Origin of the sequence: Streptomyces sp. 2114.4 (assembly GCF_900187385.1) — a bacterium.
Taxonomy (GTDB): domain Bacteria; phylum Actinomycetota; class Actinomycetes; order Streptomycetales; family Streptomycetaceae; genus Streptomyces; species Streptomyces mooreae.
In genome coordinates, this window is record NZ_FYEY01000001.1 from 7,540,751 (window position 1) to 7,560,955 (window position 20,205).

22 protein-coding genes and 1 riboswitch are annotated in these 20,205 nt (G+C 71.2%); of the genes, 11 read left to right on the forward strand and 11 right to left on the reverse strand.

All coding sequences use genetic code 11. The features are described 5' to 3' along the window. Positions 1-239: 239 nt before the first annotated feature. From CFW40_RS33245 to CFW40_RS33255, 3 genes are all read right to left on the reverse strand, one after another. Complete coding sequence (locus CFW40_RS33245) at positions 240-665, reverse strand: GNAT family N-acetyltransferase (protein WP_088801438.1); 426 nt, start codon at positions 663-665, stop codon at positions 240-242. Between the two features lie 124 nt (positions 666-789). Further along, positions 790-1,455: a 1,4-alpha-glucan branching protein gene (locus CFW40_RS33250; protein WP_088801439.1), complete on the reverse strand. Its 666-nt coding sequence runs from the start codon at positions 1,453-1,455 to the stop codon at positions 790-792. 275 nt (positions 1,456-1,730) lie between these two features. Further along, a complete protein-coding gene (locus tag CFW40_RS33255) occupies positions 1,731-2,204 on the reverse strand; it encodes a carboxymuconolactone decarboxylase family protein (protein ID WP_088801440.1) in 474 nt (157 codons plus the stop codon). A gap of 599 nt (positions 2,205-2,803) precedes the next feature. Here CFW40_RS33255 and CFW40_RS33260 point away from each other — a divergent pair. After that, positions 2,804-4,279, forward strand: coding sequence for a helix-turn-helix transcriptional regulator (locus CFW40_RS33260; protein WP_088801441.1), 1,476 nt, complete (start codon positions 2,804-2,806; stop codon positions 4,277-4,279). A gap of 85 nt (positions 4,280-4,364) precedes the next feature. On the opposite strand, the gene CFW40_RS33265 is transcribed toward CFW40_RS33260, so the two are convergent. Next, positions 4,365-5,108, reverse strand: a complete 744-nt coding sequence (locus tag CFW40_RS33265; protein WP_088801442.1) for a DUF4232 domain-containing protein — start codon at positions 5,106-5,108, stop codon at positions 4,365-4,367. 440 nt (positions 5,109-5,548) lie between these two features. Next, on the reverse strand, positions 5,549-6,286 hold the full coding sequence (locus tag CFW40_RS33270) for a MerR family transcriptional regulator (RefSeq protein ID WP_088801443.1): 738 nt from the start codon (positions 6,284-6,286) through the stop codon (positions 5,549-5,551). Between the two features lie 47 nt (positions 6,287-6,333). Here CFW40_RS33270 and CFW40_RS33275 point away from each other — a divergent pair, with 47 nt between their 5' ends. The 8 genes from CFW40_RS33275 (at position 6,334) to CFW40_RS33310 (ending at position 11,562) form a co-directional block, all read left to right on the forward strand. Beyond that, complete coding sequence (locus tag CFW40_RS33275) at positions 6,334-6,789, forward strand: DUF6194 family protein (RefSeq protein WP_088801444.1); 456 nt, start codon at positions 6,334-6,336, stop codon at positions 6,787-6,789. Between the two features lie 146 nt (positions 6,790-6,935). Beyond that, entirely contained in the window at positions 6,936-7,670 is a 735-nt protein-coding gene (locus CFW40_RS33280) for an SDR family oxidoreductase (protein WP_088801445.1), read from the forward strand. A 25-nt stretch (positions 7,671-7,695) separates the two neighbouring features. Continuing rightward, positions 7,696-8,169 carry a nuclear transport factor 2 family protein gene (locus tag CFW40_RS33285; protein WP_088801446.1) on the forward strand — a complete coding sequence of 158 codons (474 nt, stop codon included), beginning with the start codon at positions 7,696-7,698 and terminating at the stop codon, positions 8,167-8,169. Positions 8,170-8,337: 168 nt separating this feature from the next. Further along, the gene (locus CFW40_RS33290) at positions 8,338-9,234 is read left to right on the forward strand and encodes an RNA polymerase sigma-70 factor (protein WP_088801447.1); all 897 of its coding nucleotides are present in this window, start codon (positions 8,338-8,340) and stop codon (positions 9,232-9,234) included. After that, on the forward strand, positions 9,222-9,686 hold the full coding sequence (locus CFW40_RS33295) for an SRPBCC family protein (protein ID WP_088801448.1): 465 nt from the start codon (positions 9,222-9,224) through the stop codon (positions 9,684-9,686). The genes CFW40_RS33290 and CFW40_RS33295 overlap by 13 nt, the downstream gene beginning before the upstream one ends. A gap of 456 nt (positions 9,687-10,142) precedes the next feature. Further along, positions 10,143-10,604 carry a CAP domain-containing protein gene (locus CFW40_RS33300; RefSeq protein ID WP_088801449.1) on the forward strand — a complete coding sequence of 154 codons (462 nt, stop codon included), beginning with the start codon at positions 10,143-10,145 and terminating at the stop codon, positions 10,602-10,604. Between the two features lie 317 nt (positions 10,605-10,921). Further along, complete coding sequence (locus CFW40_RS33305; RefSeq protein ID WP_088801450.1) at positions 10,922-11,194, forward strand: toxin-antitoxin system HicB family antitoxin; 273 nt, start codon at positions 10,922-10,924, stop codon at positions 11,192-11,194. Beyond that, the gene (locus CFW40_RS33310) at positions 11,191-11,562 is read left to right on the forward strand and encodes a fic family toxin-antitoxin system, toxin component (RefSeq protein ID WP_088801451.1); all 372 of its coding nucleotides are present in this window, start codon (positions 11,191-11,193) and stop codon (positions 11,560-11,562) included. Before CFW40_RS33305 ends, CFW40_RS33310 begins: the two co-directional genes overlap by 4 nt. Positions 11,563-11,672: 110 nt before the next feature. Here the strand turns inward: CFW40_RS33310 and CFW40_RS33315 are convergent, their stop codons facing one another. From CFW40_RS33315 to bioB, 4 genes are all read right to left on the reverse strand, one after another. Next, positions 11,673-12,380, reverse strand: a complete 708-nt coding sequence (locus CFW40_RS33315) for a class I SAM-dependent methyltransferase (RefSeq protein ID WP_088801452.1) — start codon at positions 12,378-12,380, stop codon at positions 11,673-11,675. 181 nt (positions 12,381-12,561) lie between these two features. Continuing rightward, a complete protein-coding gene (gene bioD, locus CFW40_RS33320) occupies positions 12,562-13,263 on the reverse strand; it encodes a dethiobiotin synthase (protein WP_088801453.1) in 702 nt (233 codons plus the stop codon). A 107-nt stretch (positions 13,264-13,370) separates the two neighbouring features. Further along, positions 13,371-14,675: an adenosylmethionine--8-amino-7-oxononanoate transaminase gene (locus CFW40_RS33325; RefSeq protein WP_088801454.1), complete on the reverse strand. Its 1,305-nt coding sequence runs from the start codon at positions 14,673-14,675 to the stop codon at positions 13,371-13,373. Continuing rightward, a complete protein-coding gene (gene bioB, locus CFW40_RS33330; protein WP_088801455.1) occupies positions 14,668-15,849 on the reverse strand; it encodes a biotin synthase BioB in 1,182 nt (393 codons plus the stop codon). The genes CFW40_RS33325 and bioB overlap by 8 nt, the downstream gene beginning before the upstream one ends. A 156-nt stretch (positions 15,850-16,005) precedes the next feature. Between bioB and CFW40_RS33335 the strand changes: the two genes are divergently transcribed. After that, positions 16,006-17,232, forward strand: coding sequence for an 8-amino-7-oxononanoate synthase (locus CFW40_RS33335; RefSeq protein WP_088801456.1), 1,227 nt, complete (start codon positions 16,006-16,008; stop codon positions 17,230-17,232). Between the two features lie 240 nt (positions 17,233-17,472). Here the strand turns inward: CFW40_RS33335 and CFW40_RS33340 are convergent, their stop codons facing one another. Further along, positions 17,473-18,414, reverse strand: coding sequence for a LysR family transcriptional regulator (locus tag CFW40_RS33340; protein WP_088801457.1), 942 nt, complete (start codon positions 18,412-18,414; stop codon positions 17,473-17,475). A 71-nt stretch (positions 18,415-18,485) separates the two neighbouring features. On the opposite strand from CFW40_RS33340, the gene CFW40_RS33345 reads away from it, so the two are divergent. After that, positions 18,486-19,154, forward strand: coding sequence for a LysE family translocator (locus CFW40_RS33345; RefSeq protein ID WP_088801458.1), 669 nt, complete (start codon positions 18,486-18,488; stop codon positions 19,152-19,154). A gap of 102 nt (positions 19,155-19,256) precedes the next feature. Here the strand turns inward: CFW40_RS33345 and CFW40_RS33350 are convergent, their stop codons facing one another. Further along, positions 19,257-19,730 carry a C40 family peptidase gene (locus tag CFW40_RS33350; RefSeq protein ID WP_088801459.1) on the reverse strand — a complete coding sequence of 158 codons (474 nt, stop codon included), beginning with the start codon at positions 19,728-19,730 and terminating at the stop codon, positions 19,257-19,259. Positions 19,731-19,734: 4 nt separating this feature from the next. Beyond that, a riboswitch (cyclic di-AMP (ydaO/yuaA leader) is annotated at positions 19,735-19,934 on the reverse strand. Positions 19,935-20,205 lie beyond the last annotated feature (271 nt).

Genomic DNA, 20,205 nt, shown 5'->3' on the forward strand with positions numbered 1-20,205 from the left:
TGATCGAACAGGATCGGGAGGTTCGCGCTCTGTCCAATGGATGATCGGCAACTGGGAGGCTCGTCCATGGCCGGACGCTCACACACCTTTCACTCGGGGGAGGGGAGACTCCATAGTAAAGGATCAGCAAAGTTGCCGGTCGAGAGCGAGCCCGCCCCGCCCCGTGCCGGGGCGGGCCGGGCTCTTTGGATGTCGGTGCGTCGGTGCGTCGGTGCGTCGGTGCGTCGGGGGGCGGGCGCTCAGCCGTCGAGATGCTTGACCCAGCGGCTCCACTGCGGCTCGGGCGCGTAATCCGCCGCGCGCCACGCATGCTGCGCCGTTTCATTGCGGTCCAGCACCATCGCATCGCCGCGCCGCCCGCCCAGCGCACGGAACCGCTCCTCGGCGGCCGCCAGCAGCGCACCGCCGATGCCCTGCCTGCGGTGCCCGGGGTGCACGGCCAGCCGGTAGAGGTGGCAGCGCCATCCGTCGAAGCCGGCTATCACGGTCCCCGCGAGGACACCGTCGCGCTCCGCCAGGAGCAGCGCTTCGGGATCCCGGGTGAGAAGCCGGGCCACTCCGTCGCGGTCGTCGCTGATGCTCGTTCCTTCCGCGGCCTCGCGCCAGAACTGCAACACGGTGTCGATGTCCGAGAGGCCGGCGCAGCGGATCTGTAGATCGTTCATGACCCGAGCCAAACAGAACGCCGGCCTGTCCGGCGAACGGTTTCCCCACCGGTGGACCGACGCCCGGCAGGCCGCTCACCTGTCCGCCACCTGCGGGCGAACGACAGGACTGTGAAGGCAGGCCTCAGCTCTGAAGGCCGGTGTGCAAGGTGGCGAACAGTCCCGCGGCGCGGCTGCCGTGCGGCATCTGCCAGGAGCCGGCGATGTGACCGGCCGTTCCCCGCGGGGGCAGGGACGAGGCCTCCGGAGTGGGCCGAAGTACCCGGTGCAGTCGGAGGACCATGCCGTTCAGCGTGGGCAGTTCCGTGTTCTCCCGGGTGTCGGTGGCAGTCGTGGTGAAGTCCATGGGGAGGGGGGCTTCGCCGGCATAGGAGCAGGTGACGCCCCGGGCCGGGGTGCCCGTGGTGTTCTGGTCCTGGGCTTGTGCCCGGCCCTCGATCAGAGCCGGCAATTGGCCGATCAACACCGGATCGTGGCAGCCGTCGTAGACCCAGCGCCGCCCCAGCACTCCGTGCTCCATGGTGCCGACGAGCGCGTGCCCGGCCCCGTCGAGCGGGGCGCCGCGATAGGTGAGCGGAACGAGATAGGCGGCCGGGAGAGGGCCGCGGGCGTCGGTGACCACGATGAACTCGATCCCGACCTCGCCTTGCGGGTCGTCCAGCCGGAAGCCACCCGCATTGGCCAACTCCGGCTCCCCCGCGCCGTCGCCGTACCACGGGCGGGAGGGCAGCCAGGACGCCAGGAGCTCCAACTTGGTCGGTACGAGGCGGGTGTGGTGGATGACAGCCATGCCGAGAATTCTCCCCGTGACGCAGATGTGTACCGCCCCAGCTTTCCATCTGCAACGCGCTGATGGCGCGGTTCCGGGGGGATCCGCACGAAGAGCCCACTGCGCAGCCCTCCCCGCTCCACGACGGTGCCCGGCGTCCCCAGCGCCAGGGACAAGGCCAAGACGCTGGGGACGCCCCGGGGGCTTCCCGGTGGGCACGGCTTCGCCGCCTCTTCGGTGCGGGACCGTCCTCTTCATGAGGGCGGCGAGGGGCGTGTCGTGCTCCCGGCCCCGGGTTATGCGAACTGGCCGGGCCGGTAGTCGCCGGCGGGCTGCTGGATGAGGACGTTCGCCCGGTTGAAGGCGTTGATGAGGACGATCGCGCACACCAGGGCGGCCAGCTGCTCCTCGTCGTAGTGCTTGGCGGCGTTCGCCCAGGCCTCGTCCGTGACCCCACCGGCCGCATCCGCGATGCGGGTGCCCTGCTCCGTCAGCTCCAGCGCGGCCCGTTCGGCCTCGGTGAAGACCGTCGCCTCCCGCCACGCCGCGACCAGGTTGAGGCGTACCGAGGTCTCACCGGCCGCGGCAGCGTCTTTGCTGTGCATGTCGGTGCAGAAACCGCATCCGTTGATCTGGCTGGCGCGGAGCTTCACCAGCTCCTGCGTCGCGGCCGGCAGCGTCGAGTCATCCAGCACCTTGCCTGCCGCAATGATGTGCTTGAAGACCTTGCTCATGGTCGGGCTGCCGAAGGCGTTCAGTCGGGCACTCATCGTGATCTCCCATGGCGTTGTGGTGCTTGCGTTCGTTGTCGGTGCTTGCACACTGATGACGAAACGGCGCGGCAGAATGTGACACGGGCGCCTGACCTGCGGCTTCCCTGCCGTGTCGCAGCGGGGGAGGGGAGGGCGGGGAGTCCGTGCCAGGAGGTCCGGGGCATGCCGGTTCCCCTGTGGTGGCCGAGGCGGGGGTGTCGTGGTGCAGGCGCCAGCTGCGGTCGATGTGGATGGTGGCGTGCTGGTCGGTGTCGTAGGGCTGCCGGCCGGGGTCGCCGTGGGTGGCGAAGGCGACCCAGGCGACCCAGGCGGCGTGGGTGCGGGCAGCGAGGAAGTCACCTCCCTGGAGTGCTCCTTGCAACGGGAAGTGTTCAAGCGGTACTGGACGGCCCGGTCTTGAGCTCCGCCGAACCGGTGCCGATGACCGTGTCGGCGCGCAAAGCGGGCCGGTGCCCTGCAGAATCCAGTACCGAGAATCCGGAACCGGCAGAGGAATTGGCGATGTCGGTGCGGGGTGGGGCGGGGCGGTCCGGCTCGGGCGGCCGTGTTGGGTGAACGGTCCGTGCGCGGAGTGCGCCGGCGGGGAGGGAGTCACAGTGGGGGCGGTCGAGGAAACATCCGGGGTCGCGGCACTGCTCAAGGAGTTGAAGAACCGCTCCGGGCACAGCTACGGGGCGCTCGCCAAGCGACTGCACATGAGTACGTCGACGCTGCACCGCTACTGCAACGGTGATGCGGTGCCGACGGAGTACGCACCGCTGGAGCGGCTGGCACGGCTGTGCCGGGCGACGCCGGACGAACTGGTGGAGCTGCACCGGCGGTGGATCCTGGCGGACGAGGCGCGACGCCGGGAGCGAGATCGCAAACAAGCGGGCAGGGCCACGGCGGTTGTTGCCGTGGAGGGGGAGACGGTTGCCGGGGCTGAGGACGGGCTTGGGGCTGGGGCAGGGCCCGAATCCGAGCCCGATACCGAAACTGAGCCCGAGACCGATACCGAGCCCCACAGCGAAACCGGTTCCGGGGCCGGCCGCGGGGCCGGTTCCGGCACCGCGCCCGTGCCACCACCGGCTCACCCCGCGGCCGCCTCCGCCTCCGCCCGAGTCGCCGAGACCAGCGCCGCGGGGCGGCCCGTGACCCAGGTGGTGTCCGGGGGCCGCCGCCGGCGTATCGCGCTGACGGCCGGAATCGCCGTGGCCACCGTGGCCGTCTCCGCCTCGCTTGCCGCCGGACTGGTCGCCGACGGGGACGGGCACGGCCGCGAGGCGGCGGCCGAGCGGACCGCAAGTGCGGAGAGCGGCAACGGGGCGGTGGGGGCCGGGGGCGGCCGGTTGCCCTCGGCGTCCGCGCAGCCGCCCGCTACCGGGAGCACGAGTTCGTCCCCGTCCCCTTCCCCGTTCCTCTCCCTCTCCCCGTCCCGTACGGCCGGCGGCGGAGAGGCGAACGGGCCGGACACGGACGACCGGGCCGGGCTCCCGGTGAGTGTGGATGTCCGCCCGTACCGCTGGGAGAGCCCGTGCAGCCAGCGCTACTTGGTCGACCGGGACCCCGGCACGATGGGTCCGCCGCCCTCCGAACAGGACGCCCGGGGCTGGATTTCGTCGCTGGGCGCGGTCTCGGCGGACAGCCAGCTGGTGGAGGTGTCGGTGCAGGGCACGGGGGACAGGACCGTGGTGTTGCACGGGCTGCGGGTGCGGGTGGTCAGTAGTGCCGCGCCGCCCGCCTGGAATGCCTACAGCATGGGCGTGGGCTGCGGCGGCGGCATCACCCCCAAGACGTTCGGGGTTTCCCTGGACGCGCCGCAGCCCAGCATCGCGCCGCAGGGTGGACAGCGGGACTTCCCCTACAAGGTGAGCGAGCGGGACCCCGAGGTCTTCAAGATCACCGCGCACGCCGGGGTCCGCGCGGTGCGCTGGTACCTGCAACTGGAGTGGTCCAGCGGAAACCGGCACGGCACGCTCCGCATCGACGACAACGGGGAGCCGTTCCACACCAGTGGGATGGAGGGTCGGCCGCAGTACGACTACCCGCTGGGCGGCAGCAAATGGATCCCCGCCCCGAAGGAGGATGGTTGAGCCCGGCCGCCGCGCCCCGACCGCTACCGGCTTCGGTCCGCGACCAGTTAGGGCCGGGCGCCTGCGACCGGATCAGGGCGCTCGTTCACCAGGTCAGCGCGTCCTCGGAACGGGACTGCCAGTAGGTGACCCAGGCCGAACTGTCGGTGTGGACACCTCCGTTGGGCAGCGTGAGGCGCACGGACGGGCCGGTGGAGCCATCGCCCGCCCGGTTGCCGAACAGGACGCCCAGGGTGCGGGCGGTGTGGCCCTCGCTGCCCGAGCCGTCAGCGGACTGGTACATGATCCCCGCGTACGCCGACTCGCCCGGCGCGAGGGTGATCACGGCCTGCGGCTTGGAGGCTTCGAGGAACGTGGTGGCGGCCTGCCCGTCATCCCAGCGGAGGTAGGGCGCGCCGTAGGCGTTGCAGGGCACGGAGCCGGTGTTGGTGGCCGTCAGCAGCATGTGGTTGACGGGGCGACGGACCTTGGTCACGGTGACCTTGACGTGCGCGCCGGTGCAGGCGGTGGTCGTCACCCGGCTGCCGTTGTCCTGTCCGGCGGTCTGGGCGGAGCCGTTCTTACCGGCGTTCCCGCTGCCGGAGGCGCCCGACGACACGGAGGCCTTGGACGCGTGACCGCTCTTGGCGGGGCCGTTGTCCTTGCCGTTGCTGTCGCCGCCCGAAGGGGACTGAGCATCCTGGCCGCCGTTCAGGGGCCGGGAGGACGCGGTCGGGGCCTGGCTGCCGTTGTTCTTGGTGGTGTCGTTCTGGCAGGCGGTCAGCGCCAGGCTTGCCGTCAGGACGGCGGTAGCGGCGACGAGCTGGGTGGCGCGACGAGTGGTGCGCATGGTGACTGGATGCCTTCTGTTCGGTTGCGTGGGGTCGGAATGCGTGCCGTCAGAGACGGTCGACGAGCAGAAGGAAGACGGTCGCCGCCGATGCGACGAACACGGCGACAGCTACCGCGTCGGTGATGTCGGCGCTGCCGAACCGGCGGAGTCGGAAGCGTGTCCGCACGGTGTCTCCCTTCGGTATGAGGCATACGGACGGCCTGAGACCTGAGGCCCGTGGAGGCCTGAGGTATGCGGCATGCGGCCGTGGTTGCTTGCTGACCTCAGCTTGCGACGCCCTCTGTCCCGGGCGCCACGGCCGACGCCGAAAACGGGACGCCGGAACGCTCGTACGCCCTCTGACCTGCGAGAACGGCACCTTCCTGGAACGCCGTGACGGGACGTAGGAAGCGGGATGCGGGGAACGGGAAACGGGAAGCGATCTCCCGGGTGCGCCCCTAGCCCCCAGCCGACTCGACAACGACGGCCAGGTCGGCGCCCGCTCGGAGGAGCGCCACGGTGCGTGCGGCGATCTGCTCCACACGCTGCTGCAGGATGCGTTGGGCCTCTCCCGGGCCGTCGAGATGCCCCAGGGAGTCCATGGCCTCGCGCACGGCGGGAATGCCGTAGCCGGCGCCGCGGAGAGCCGTCACGATGCGCGCTGCTCCGATGGCCGGCAGGCCGTAGCGCCGTGCTCGCAGGGACGTCACCCGCTCCGGGGTGACAAGCCCTTCCTGCTCCCAGTACCGCAGGGTCGAGGGGCGTACGCGGAGCGCTTCGGCGAGTTCCGTGATCGTCATCGCGTCGCTCTCCTGCTCGAACCCGGTTGCCTCCGCTTCGGCCTGGATCGCCCGCAACGCCTGTTGGGCGCGCAGTGCCTCCTCACGTTCCCGAGCGAGCCGGACGTGGACCGCATTGATCGCCGAGGCCGCCTCCGCGACCGTCTCCGTCCGCAGCCGTGCGAGCGTCTGCCGGGCTGCGACAGGCCCCATGGCACCCGCGAGTCCCCGGTAGGCCCGCAGAGCATGCACGTGAAGCGGTGTGTAGGAGCGGTAGCCGTTGCCCGATCGGGCGGCTGCGGGAATGACCCCCAGCCGTTCCAGGTCGCGCACCTGTTGCACCGAGTACCCCGACTCCCTGGCCACGTCGATGGTCCGCAGCAGTACCCGCGGCGCACCGCTCGCCGGCTTGCCCATCGGCCAACCCCACATAAGCACTTGAAGGTGATGCTTGAACCATGAGTATGGAACAGATCCTCACGGCCGTACGGGGCTTCGACGGCGCGCTCGTGGTCAGCCCGGAGCCGGGCGGCGACTTCCCCGAGTTCACGTGGGGGAGTGCCTTCTTCTATTTCGCCCCCGACGGTCAGCTGCCGCAGAACGTCCAGCCCTACGGCACGATCGTCGTCAAGGACTACCCCGACGACTCCGCTTCCGCCCTTGACCCGCCGGACCGGTGGCGCGTGAACATCCACGTCGACCGAGCGACGTTCCGGGAGCTCACCGGGGAGGAGCCACGCCGTCTCACCCGGCCTCGCGACTACGCAGCCGCCGACAGCGTGATGCCGCATCCGGTGTACGGGCCACTCGGCTGGCTGGCTGTCGTCAACCCGGGGGAGCGGACCACGGACACGGTGGTGCAGCTTCTGCGCGATGCCCACGACGCGGCGCGTGCGAGGTTCACACGGCGACGGTCATAGGACACCTCAGACAGACAGGCAGACCGGCCCGGGTGTGTTCCTGGGGGCGCCGTCCCCAGGAACGGCCTGTCCTGGTTGCTCCTTCCACTGCCGCCCAGACTCCGGAGAGCGGACCGCCCGCCCGTTCTCTCCAAGGAGCCAACGACATGCCAACACCCCCCAAGGTTGTCGCGATCACCGGTGCGAGCAGCGGTATCGGTGAGGCGACCGCACGCCGTCTGGCGGCGGACGGACACCGGGTCTTTCTCGGCGCGCGCCGCACCGGCCGGCTGGAGCGCCTGGTCGAAGAGATCACGAAGGAGGGCGGCACCGCCGCCTTCGCCAAGCTGGATGTCACCGACGCGGCAGACATGCGCGCGTTCATCGAGGCGGCGCTGCGCCGGCACGGCCGGATCGACGCCCTGGTGAACAACGCGGGGGTGATGCCCCTCTCCCCGCTGGAAGCGCTCAAGACCGATGAGTGGGACCGCATGATCGACGTGAACGTGCGGGGAGTCCTGCACGGCATCGCCGCCGCCCTCCCCGCGATGCGCACGCAAGGGGGCGGGCACTTCGTGAACATCGCCTCCGTCGGCGCCTACGAGGTCTCGCCCACCGCCGCCGTCTACTGCGCCACCAAATTCGCCGTCCGCGCGATTTCCGAAGGGCTGCGCCAGGAGTCGGCAGGGGACATCCGGGTCACCCTCGTCTCTCCCGGCGTGACCGAGTCCGAACTCGCGGACAGCATCTCCGACCCCGCGGCCAGGGAGGCGATGAAGACCTACCGCGCCGTGGCGCTGCCCGCATCGGCCATCGCGGAGGCCATCGCCTACGCCCTTGCACAGCCGCCGCAGGTCGACGTGAACGAGATCGTCGTCCGTCCCACCGCAAGCGCCCAGTGACCCACCCCGAAAGGAAGGAGCGGGCATGCCACCCCCTGCCGCCGACTACGACAGCCTGGTACGAAGACTGCGGGACCTGGAAGACAAAGAAGCCCTGCGCTCCCTCATGATCCAGGGGTGGCGGGCGCTCGACCGCAAGGACTGGCAGACCTGGATCGCCTGCTGGGCCGACGACGCGGTGCTGGAGTTCGGGCCGTGGCAGCAGATCCACGGGAAGGACGCGGTCCGGGCGACGGTGCAAGCAGCGGAATCGCCGTATCCGAGCATGCAGCATCACCTCCTGAACATGCACTTCGACATCGACGGCGACCGGGCGACCGGCATCGGCTACATGTGGTTCGTCGCCGTCACCGAAGCCGGGAAGACCTCCTCCCCCTACGCGATGGGCGGCCCGTACGACTGGGAGTTCAGCCGGGGCCCCGACGGCTGGCTCCTGACGCGCCAGAGGCTCGGTGTCTGGTGGACCCAGGGGGAGGACGCCCTGAAGGCCTTCGGGTAGAGGGCGGGCCGGGGAGCCCGGGGCGCGGGACGGCATCCGCAGCGGCTATGACGCGCATCACAGCGGCGGCCTGTCACGGTTCGCCGGGGTGAGGTGTCTCGATGGGCAGCCGAAGAGGGGAGCCGCGAGTGAAACCCGGGTACCGACGCATGGTGGTGGGGGCAGGCCATGCCTGAGGACGCCTTCGTCGAGTACCGTCCGCTGCTGTTCACCCTCGCCTACGAGATGCTGGGCAGCGCCACCGATGCCGAGGACGTGCTGCAGGAGAGTTACCTGCGGTGGAGCGCGGTCGATCCGGCCGGGGTCGGGCATCCGCGCGCCTACCTGGTCCGTGTGGTGACCCGTCAGGCCCTCAATCACCTGCGCGCGGTCCGGGCGCGGCGTGAGGAGTACATCGGCTCGTGGCTGCCCGAGCCGATCCGCACCGCACCTGACGTGAGTGACGACGCGATCCTGGCCGAGTCGGTGTCGATGGCCATGTTGCTCGTCCTCGAAACGCTGAACCCGACCGAGCGCGCGGTGTTCGTCCTGCACGACGTGTTCGGGTACACCCATGGTGAGATCGCCGCCGCGGTCGACAAGACCGAGGTCACGGTCCGGCAGATCGCCCACCGGGCACGCCGGCACGTCCATGCGCGGCGTCGCCGCTTCGAGGCCGACTCCGCCGCCACCCGGAAGATCGTCCAGCGATTCCTGCATGCGGCGACGACCGGCGAGGTCCAGACCCTGATGGACCTCCTGGCGCCCGATGCCGTGCAGATCTCCGACGGCGGCGGAAAGGTCATCGCCGCCCGCCGTCCGATCACCGGCCGCGCCGATGTCGCCCGGTTCGTCCTCGGGGTGCTCCGCACCACCACCGCGGCGACCCGCATCGAGCACGCCACCTACAACGGCATGCCCGCGGCACGGTTCGTCACCGGCGGGGAACTCGACTGGCTGGTCGCGTTCGAGATCCACGACGGACGGATCACCGGCCTCTACGGCATGCGCAACCCGGACAAGCTGCACCGCGCCGAGACGGTGCTCCCACTCGAACGAGGAGGTCACCAGCCGTGGAAACCATGACGGTGGAACGTGTCATCGACGCCCCGATCGAGGACGTGTTCGCCTGGCTCACCACGACCACCCACTACACGCGCTCACCCTTGATCCTGCGCTGCCGCCTGACCCGGCACGGCGAGTTGGCCCCTTATGGAGTCGGCGCGGTGCGCAACCACCTCTGGCTGATCGGCTGGTTCCGGGAACGCATCACCCGCTACGACCCGCCGTACGCCACCGAGTACGTCGTGGAACGCAGTTGGCCGCCGTCCCGGCATGAACTCGGCCGCATGACGTTCACCGAGGTTGACGGCGGCACACAGGTGCGCTGGACCACCCGCGCCGAGATCCCGGTTCCGCTGCTCGGCACCCTCCTCACCCGGCGTCTCGCGAGACCGATCATCACCCGGACCTTTCGCAATATCCTCGACACCGCCAACACCGCACTGACTGCACCTCCCGGGGTGCCAGGCGCATGAGGACCCCGCATACGCCAAGGGCCGGGCCCGGCTGGTGCGGGCCCGGCTGATGCGGCCCGCCGCCAACGGCCCCGATGGGTGGCGGCGCACCGAGAAATAATCTCCGGAATACCAGAGAGCAAACCCCGATATCCGCGCGGGGTCCCGCGCTGTCCCAGGCGTAGATTTTCTGTGGCTGGGCCACAATTTCCTTTCCCTGGCGAGGGGGAGGCGGCTTCTCGTTGCGTTGGATTTCTCGGGCCGGAGGTCCGGGGAGTGCCAGATCTTTCGCGTAAGTGGCGTAGTGGCGGCGGTCTTTCGACGATGAACCCAAGGGCCTACTTGCGCGTATCGGGCAACCAAGGCGGCGAAGTCGGTGAACTCGCCTGTGCAAAGGCGTCGTTGACATCTTCCCAGGCAGATGGCGGGCCGGGAAGGGGGAAGTGTCAGGCCTTCGAAGTGTGGTGAAAAGCGGGCGTGTTCCCGCATTCCGGCCGGACCGGGCAGGGTGTCACACATCAATGGCCGGGCGTCCAGAGGGCAATTGCTTTGTTACGGCCGACCGCTACGAGGCGGAGATCAACCGGCTCGTCAAACGCCCGGAAGAAGCACGGTTGCGAGCCCCTGCACCGCGACCCGCGGATGGACAAGGCGGCCCGGCTGCACAGCCAGGACATGGCCGCCCACGGCTTCTACGCGCACACCGGCCCCAATGGCAAGGGCCCCAAGGAGCGAATGGAGGCACAGGGTTACGACGACGCCTCCGCGGAGAACATCGACGCCTGGCCGAGGACTCCCCAGGGCGCGTTCGACGCCTGGATGCACAGCCCCCACCACCGTGACAACATCCTCAGCTGCCAATCCAAGGGCACCGGGATAGGCGTCGCCCTGGGCGGCAAGCTCCGGGCCTACTGGACCCAGGACTTCGGCTACAAGTAAAGACGCCGGCCCGCGGGGCGCCGTCCGCCTGACGACCGCACTGCGCGGCATCCGGTGGGCGGTGCCTTGTGCGCGAGGGGCGGCCGGGGCGCCGGCCGAGGTGCCGACCCCGGTGCGGCCGTCCTGAAGGCGATCTTCCTGTACGCCGCAGGTCTCCCGTGCGCTCCGCAGGTCTCCCGTGCGCCCCGTCCGTCTCCGGCGGATCCGCCGCTTTCCCCGCCCTGCCGTCCCCTCCTTCCACCCTCCGGACCGGCCAGTACTCGCCCCGGGCCGACCAGTGCTTGCCGCTGCTAGCGGATGCGCGCTAGCTTGGAGGTGTGGCGAAGACACAGCTGAACGTCCGTGTGGATGAGGCCACCGCCGAAGCGGCGCGGGAGCGCGCCCTGCAGCGGGGAGTGAGCATGAACCGCTACATCGAAGAGCTCGTCCTCAAGGACGCCGGTGAGGTCGGCCAGACCTTCGTCGAGGCCGCCTCCGACTTCATGAAGCAGTACGAGCGCGTCTTCGCCGAGGAATTCGGCCTGGAACCAGGAGGCGCCGACGGCGTCGCGACCGCCACCCACCACGAAGGACTGCCGGGCACCACGTGACGCTGCGCATCGACCTCTCCTGGCTCCTTCTGATCGCCGAACAGCACACACCCGGAGACCCTCAGGTCACCGACTGGGGCGCGCTGGTGGCCGCCGTCAGTCGCCATGAAGCCGAGATATTCGGTGTGCCCGTCTACACCGAACCCCAGGACCGTGCCGCTTCCCTCCTGCAACTCCTGCTCCAGGTGCCGGCGCTGGAGCGTTCGAACGCCATGTTCGCGACCGCCGTCGCCTATGGCTATCTCGTCGCCAGCGGCCTGAAGATCACCATCTCGCCCGAGCAGGTCCGTGACCTCGCCCGCCTCGTCAAGGAGGGCACGGCCGACGTCCGCACCATCGCGGACGAACTGCGCACCTGGACGGTGTGAGCGACGGCTGCCCAAGGGCCGCCGGGAGCCCGCCGGGAGCCCGCCGGGGGGCTGGGGTCAGCCGCCCGCCCCGCCATGGGGCCGCCCGGTCGCTGTCCGCCCGTAGACCATCAGTCGCCCGACCGCCGCGCCGTGCCCAGCACCGCCGGCGACGTGGGCAGTGTCGGCCCGCGCTCCGGCACCTTCAGCCGGCGCACCCGCAGCACCTCGAACCCGGCCGTCCGGATCTCGCCCAGCGGATCCCGGCCGGTGTGACAGCCGCCCATCAGCAGGGGCCAGACCGTCCGGTCCAGCGACCACTGCACGGCCGCCAGCCCGCGCCCCGCGGCCCGCCCGTGCTCGAAGAACCGCAGTTCACCGCCTGGACGCAGGACCCGCCGCAGCTCCGCCAGGGCGCGCTGCACCTCGCGGACGGAACACAGCACCAGCGATGCCACCGCCGTATCGAACGCCTCGCTCTTGACCGGCAGGGCCTCCGCCACTCCGGGCACCAGATCCACCGGGACCTCGGCGCGCGCCGCCGCCGACCTGGCCACCTCCCGCAGTGTGGCCTCCGGCTCGATCGCCACCACTTCCGAGACCGTGCCCGGATAGTGCGCAAAGTTCAGCCCGCTCCCCGCGCCGACCTCGATGACCCGGCCGGTGGCGCCCGTCAGCAACTCCTTCCGGAGCGTGGCGACCCCTGCCCGCGCGTCCGCGGCCGGACCGCAGCAGCTCGCGTAGAAGCGGGCGAACACCGGGTGATGGACGCTGCCTTGCGGAACCCCCGATACTCGCGGAACCCGTGGAACGTGCGGAACTCTCCTGCCCTGCCACATGACGGACCCTTTCGCCGACGATGCCCGCTCCCGCTGTCAGTCTCCCCACTCGTGGCCCGGGAGCCGCAAAGAGCCGCCTCGGTCGGAGTCCGGACATCTGTACGGGCCGGCGTCGGGAGCGGAAGAGCGCCCCGGGAGTGCCGCATTTTCCTCCGCACCCCCCTCCGGGTGCCCGCCGTCGTCAGGTGGGAATACGGAACGCACCCGATCCGCCGAGCACCGGTGCCAGCCAGCCGGGGGCCGCGGCGCGGAAGTCCCGGGGTGCGAGCCCGCCGGAACCCTCCGGGATCAGGCCGAGGAGCGGTGCGCCCGCGGCGTCGGGGAGATCCGCCAGGTTGCAGCGGGATGCCAGGTCGGGCTCGGCCGGCCAGCTGCCGACGACGACGCCCGGGGAGCCGAGCCCGTACGAGCGGAGCGCCAGCGCGGTCAGCGCGGTGGCGTTGAGGGTGCCCAGGCCCGCCTGGACGACGACCAGGACGGGGGCGTCCATGAGCCGGGCGGCGTCGGCGAGCGTATGCCCGTCGGCGTCGAAGCGGACGAGCAGCCCGCCCGCGCCCTCGACCAGGACCAGGTCGTGCGAGGCGTCCAGTTTGGCGGCGGCCTCGGCGATGTCCTGGGGGAGCACCGGCGGCAGACCGGCCCGCAGCGCGGCCGTCGAGGGCGCCAACGGGTCGGGGAAACGGGCGAGTTCGGCGGTGGTGACCGGGCCGGCCAGCCGTTCGACCTCCGCCGCGTCGCCGCTCTCGTGCGCCGTGACCCCGGTCTGGGCCGGCTTGAGCACGGCCACCGAACGTCCCCGGGCGAGCGCCGCCGCGGCGATCGCGGCCGTGGTCACGGTCTTGCCGATCTCCGTGCCCGTGCCCGTCACGAACAGCACCGACATGGTCTGCCTCCGACTCTGCGCGGCGGCCCCGCGCGGGGATGGTGCGAATGGTTCCTGGTGGCCGGCCCGCCGGTGACCGGCTCGTGCGCGCAGCCGGTGCGGTGCGTTCAGCCCTCCCGGGCCGCCGCACACACCGCCGCGCAGATGCGCGCCACATCCTCGTCACCGGTGATGTACGGCGGCATGGTGTAGATCAGATCCCGGAACGGGCGCAGCCACACGCCAGCCCGGACCGCCGCCCGGCTCGCGGCTGCCATGTCCACCTCGTGATCGAGCTGGACGACGCCGATCGCGCCGAGTACACGTACCTCGCGCACCCCGGCGATGCCGGCGGCCGGTGCCAGACCGTCCCGCAGCCCGGCCTCGATCCGCTTGACCTCCTGTTCCCAGTCCTGGGACAGCAGCACGGAGATCGAGGCGTCAGCGACGGCGGCGGCGAGCGGATTGCCCATGAAAGTGGGGCCGTGCGCCAGCACCGGCAGCGCGCCGCGGGAGATGCCGTCGGCGACGGCCGTGGTGCACAGCGTCGCCGCCAGGGTCAGATAACCGCCGGTCAGCGCCTTGCCGAGGCACATCACATCGGGTGCGACCCCCGCGTGGTCGGCGGCGAAGAGCGCGCCCGTACGGCCGAAGCCGGTGGCGATCTCGTCGAAGACCAGCAGCACGCCGTGGGCGTCGCAGGCCTCCCGCAGCACCCGCAGATACCCGGGGGAGTGGAACGACATCCCGCCCGCCCCCTGCACCACGGGCTCCACGATCACCGCTGCCAGCTCCTCGGCGTGCCGACCGATCAGCTCCCGCAGATGTGCCGCATACGCCTCGTCGGGCGCGGCGTCGAAGCCGGGCGGCGGCGTGTCCGCGAAGATCTGCCGCGGCAGCACCCCCTGCCACAGCTCATGCATACCGCCGTCCGGATCACAGACCGACATCGGCTGCCAGGTGTCGCCGTGATAGCCGCCCCGCCAGGTCAGCAGCCGCTGTTTGCGGGGCTTGCCGAGCGAGCGCCAGTACTGCAGGCACATCTTGACGGCGACCTCGACCGACACCGAGCCGGAGTCGGCGAGAAAGACATGCTGCAGCGGCTCCGGGGTGAGGTCGACCAGCCGCTTGGCCAGCCGCACGGCGGGCTCATGGGTGAGCCCGCCGAACATCACATGGCTCATCCGCTCCAGCTGGCCGTGCGCGGCGTCGTTGAGTACCGGGTGGTTGTAGCCGTGCACCGCCGACCACCAGGAGGACATCCCGTCCACCAACTCGTCCCGGCCCTCGACCGGTTCGGCCAGCCGCAGCCGTACGCCGGATGCCGACTCCACCAGCAGCGGTGCGGCCTTGCCGGGCATCGGCCCGTAGGGATGCCACACATGCTGCCGGTCGAGTGCGAGCAGCGCGTCGGGGGTGAGTGGCTCAGGCATTGGGCGGAAGGTCGGTACCGGCGCCGCGGCGGCGTACCGAGACCAGGTCGCGACGGGCCTCGTCGGACGGCGCCGGGACGGTGGCGGCCGGGGCTCCGGCGTCCTCTGCGGCCGTAGGGACACCGGTGTCCTCGGCGGGGGCCTCGGTGTCCGCATGACCGCCGCACGGCCTGCGGTGCTCGGGCAGCGTCGTGGTGTCCGAGCCCTCGACCTCGAAGCCGGCGTCCTCGATCATCGCGAGATCGTCCTTGCCGGCCTGCCCCTCGCTGGTCAGGTAGTCGCCCAGGAAGATGGAGTTGACCAGGTGCAGGGCGAGCGGCTGCATGCTGCGCAGATGCACCTCGCGGCCGCCGGCCAGCCGTACCTCGATGTCCGGGCAGACGAACCGCACCATCGCCAGAATGCGCAGCGCACGCTGCGGGGTGAGGTTCCACTCCTTGGCGAGCGGGGTGCCCTCGAAGGGGATCAGGAAGTTCACCGGGACGGAGTCCGGGTCCAGCTCACGCAGCGCGAAGACCACATCGACGAGATCGGCGTCGCTCTCGCCCATACCGGCGATCAGCCCGGAGCAGGCGGACATGCCGGCCGCCTGGGCCTGCTGGACGGTGGACACCCGGTCCGAGAAGTCGTGGGTGGTGCAGATGTCGCCGTAAGTGGCTTCCGAGGTGTTGAGGTTGTGGTTGTACGCATCGGCGCCCGCCGCGCGCAGCCGCCCCGCCTGGCCGTCGGAGAGCAGACCGAGGCAGGCGCACACCTCCACGCCCTCGTTCTGCTCCTTGATGGCGGAGATCGTCTCCGAGACGCGGTCCACGTCCTTGTCCGTCGGGCCGCGGCCACTGGCCACCAGACAGACCCGCTTGGCGCCACCGGCGACCCCCGCGGCGGCCGCCTTGGAGGCGTCGTCCGGCTTGAGCCAGGTGTACTTCAGGATCTCCGCCTTCGACCCCAGCCGCTGCGAACAGTACGAGCAGTCCTCGGGGCACAGGCCCGACTTGAGGTTGACGAGATAGTTGAGTTTGACCCGCCGCCCGAACCACTGGCGGCGCACCTTTCCGGCCGCGGCCACGACATCGAGCAGTTCGTCATCGGAGGTGGCCAATACGGCCAGCGCCTCTTCGCGGGTCGGCAACTCGCGCCGGAGTCCCTTGTCCACCAGTGTGCTCAGCAGGTCCATGGCGTTGATCCTGGCCTACGCCACCGCCCCCGGCCAAGGAGGATTCCCACAAGGTGCCGCGATCGAGGTGTGTGTATCGCCACACCGTGGGCCTGCGGAACGACCGCTAACGTCTATCGACAGCCCACAATCGAGGCCGACAGACGAAGGACGCCGATGCCGCAGGACTCCGCCCCGCCGCTGCCGTGCGACACCTCCCCGGCGAGGCCCGCCGAGCCGTGTGCCGAGCCGACCCGCCCGGCGTACGACGCGGCCTTCGACTGGCTGGATGTGGCCAGTGCGGAGCGCCGTGACGCCGGGCTGGTGCGCACCCTGCGCCCCCGCCCGGCCGACTCCCCGCTGCTCGATCTGGCCGGCAACGACTACCTCGGACTCGCCCGGCACCCCGAGGTCGTCCGTGGCGCCGCCGAGGCCGCGCACCGCTGGGGCGCCGGCGCGACCGGCTCCCGGCTGGTCACCGGCAGCACCGAGCTGCACGCCCGGCTGGAGGCGGAACTCGCGGCGTTCTGCGGCTTCGAGGCCGCTTTGGTGCTGTCCTCCGGCTATGCCGCAAATCTCGCCGCGGTCACCGCGCTCACCGCCCCCGGCACCCTGATCGTCTCCGACGCCGGCAACCACGCGTCGCTCATCGACGGCTGCCGGCTCTCCCGGGCCCGCACCCAAGTGGCCCCGCACGCCGATCCACAGGCCATACGCGCCGCGCTGACCGGCCACGACGGCCGGGCACTCGTCGTGACCGACTCGGTGTTCTCGGTCGACGGGGACGCCGCGCCGCTCCCCGCTCTGGCCGTGGCCTGCCGGACACGGGGCGCCGGACTTCTCGTCGACGACGCACACGGACTGGGGGTGCTGGGCGAAGAGGGCCGCGGCGCGCCGTGGGCGGCCGGTCTCGCCGGCGACGGCGACGTGGTGACCACCGTGACACTCTCCAAGTCGCTCGGCTCCCAGGGCGGTGTGGTGCTCGGCCCGGCCCGCGTCATCGAGCATCTGGTCAACACCGCCCGGTCGTTCATCTTCGACACCGGTCTTGCCCCGGCGGCGGTCGGCGGCGCCCTCGCCGCGCTCCGGCTGCTGCGCCGCGAACCCCAGCGCGCCACCCGTGCCGTCGCAGTCGCCCAGGGGCTGTACGACCGGCTCACCGCGGCGGGCCTGACGGCGGTACGTCCCGCCGCAGCAGTGATCTCCGTCCGCGCCCCGTCGCCGGAAACGGCGCTCCGCTGGGCCGCCGACTGCCGTACGGCCGGACTCGCGGTCGGCTGCTTCCGCCCGCCGTCCGTCCCCGACGGGATCTCCCGGCTCCGGCTCACCGCCCGCGCGGACCTGACGGACGATCAGCTCGACACGGCGGTCGACACCATCGTGGCCACCGCGCCGACGGTCTGAAGCCGGCGGCGTGCGGAGTCGGCCCCAGGTGGTGAGGTCGTACACGGTCCGGCAGCGCTTATCGGAGACCGGCCGCCGGAAACGTTCGAGGCCGCCGGACGACGCCCCACGATGCGGGGCAACGGTTGACGCCCTGCCAACAGGCGGGATCGTACCGATCCTGCCCGGGTGTCCCGGCGGTTTGCAACGGCTGTCCTCGGTCTGCCGGTGCCACCAGGGTCTGCCGGTGCCACCAGGACATCACCCTGATCTTGGCAACCGGGTGTCCGGCGTCCCGGGCGAGTGGCGGAGGAAGGCGCCGCGCAGCAGGGCCCGCAGGGTGTCCGCGGCGGGGGTGCCTCCGGGGCGGTAGGCCACCGAGATCCGGCGGTGCAGTTCCGGTGGGTCCACCCGGCGGACCCCCAGGGGTGTCATCGACCCCTCCGCCACCATCTCCGGGACCACCGCCACCCCGAGCCCGGCGCTCACCAGCGCACACACCACCGCATAGCTCGGCGACTCACAGCGCACCGCCACACTCGCCCCGGCAGCCGCCAGCGCGGCCTCCACCTCGCGCCGGTTGGGGTTGGCCGGCGCCATGCTGACCAGCGGCTGACCGGCCAGCTCGGCGAGCGGCAGGCGTCCGGAGCCCGCCGACAGCGCATGACCGGGCGCGGTGACCAGCACCAGCTCCTCGGTCAGCAGCGGCTCCAGACGCACGCCCTCCGGCGCCGGCATCGCCTCGCCCGGCACGTACTCGTGCGTCAGCGCCAGATCGACCTCACCCCGCGCCACCGCCGCACTCGCCTGCGGCGGGACGTACTCCGTCACGCTCAGCTCCACATCGGGGTGGGCCCGCCGGAACGCGCTGAGCGCGGGCGGCAGCAGATGCGTACCGGCGGTCATGAACGTGCCGACCCGCAGCCGCCCGCCGGACAGCCCCGCCAGCCGGGACAGCTCGTGCCGCGCCTGATCCAGTTCGTCGAGGACCCGCCGGGCCCGTACGAGCAGCAGCTCACCGGCCGCCGTCAGCCGGGCACCGCGATGGTGGCGCACCAGCAGGGCCGCCCCGGCCTCCCGCTCCAGTTTGGCGAGCTGCTGGGAGAGCGCCGGAGCGGTGTAGCCCAGCCGGGCGGCGGCCCGGGTGATCGAACCGGCCTCCGCCACCGCTACCAGGGCGGCCAGCCGGGTGGGGTCGTACATAAGAATCTCTTCAGGCTCACCAAGAACATTGCCAATACCCATTAAAGCCTCTGACCGGCGAAGCTGCTCTTATGGACGGACAGCTGATCACCTTCACCGGAGTCGCCGCGGGCATGGTCGCCATGCCGGGCGCGGATTTCGCGGTCGTGGTGCGCAATGCGCTCGATTCGCGCCGGGCGGGGGTGGCGGCCGCCGTCGGAGTCGCGGGCGGGCTGCTGGTGCACACCGCCCTGGCGGTGGCCGGGCTCGCGGCGGTGCTCGTCGCCGTGCCCGCGCTCTTCGGCGCGGTCCAACTCCTGGGCGGCGGCTACCTGTTGTACCTCGGCACCCACGCCCTGATCGCGGCCGTCCGGCGCCCGGCGGCCACCACGGACGGCACGGCCCGCACGGCGGCGGGCACCCCGGCCGACGGCCGCCCGCATGCCGCTGCCCTGGACACCACGCGGAGTCTGCGCCAGGGCTTCTTGACCAATGCGCTCAACCCGAAGGCGCCCGTGCTCTTCCTCAGCCTGCTCCCGCAGTTCGTTCCGGCGGGAGCGCCCGCGCTGCCCCGTACGCTGCTGCTCGCCGCGATGGTCGTCGCCATGGCGCTGGTCTGGTTCCCCGCCGTCGCCCTGCTGGTCGACCGGCTGGGCGTCTGGCTGCGCCGCCCCTCGGTGGCCCGTGCCCTGGAAGCCACCACCGGAGCGCTGCTCACGACCCTGGGCGGCATCCTGCTCGTCGAGCTGGCGCTGTCCTGAGGGAGGTGGCGCGCCCAGGGCTGTTCAACGGGGTGCGGTGGGCCTCGGTGAAATCGGCCGAACGCACCGGAAATTGACCGATCGTGAGATGAATGCGCAGGATCAGCCCACCCGCCCGTACCAGACCGAACGGCTCCAGATCCGTTCGAGCCGCACCACGCTCCCGGCCTTGGGTGCATGCCACATCCGGCCCTGTCCCGCGTAGATGCCGACGTGGTAAATACCGCTGCGCGAATGGAAGAAGACCAGATCGCCGCGTCGGCGCGCGCCGGGCGGGATATGCCGGGTGCGGCCGTACTGTGCGGCGGCGGTGCGTGGCAGCGACCGGCCGGCCCGTTTGAACGAGTACAGCATCAGCCCCGAACAGTCGAAGGCATGCGGTCCCTGGGCGCCGTACCGGTAGGGGGCTCCGCTCTTGGAAGCCGCGATCCGCAGCGCATGGGCGGACACGGATGCGGCTTCGGCATTCCCGGCCGCTCCTGGCGCGACGGTGGTCCCGCCGAGCGTGACCAGCGTCAGAGCGGTGACGGTGCCGGCGCGCGCCAGCAGATTCGGCGTATGCATGCGCATGGTCATGCGCAAACCCTTCGTCAGCCGCCTGCGAAGGAAGACCTGTCGGGTTCGGGCAGGCGAAGATGCCCGGCCGTGCGTACGGCTTCACCCCAAGGAGCCCTCGGCCGTGTAGGCCGGGGCCCCGTCCTGCTCGGGTCCTCCGCTCCCGCCGGTCCACCTCGTCGACCGGACGTCCGGCACGGCGGCGGGATTAGGCGCCCGTCCGGACCGCCCCGTCGCTGTGGCGGGGTCTTGTCGTCGAAGGGATCGTCACGCACCTTGCATCCGAATTCCGAGTTGAAAATGCCGTATGTGAGATGGGTCACAATTGACCCGAATGGTTAGATTTGTTCCCTCAGGTGCCGCGGCGCGGGGCGTTGCACCCCGCGGACCAGGGGCGAAACATCCGGGACCGCAGGAATTGGGTCCGCGCCGCGCAATTCGTCGCCTCCTCAGATCGGGTGCGGAGGCTACGCCGTATGCGCAGCCTCGGAGCGTG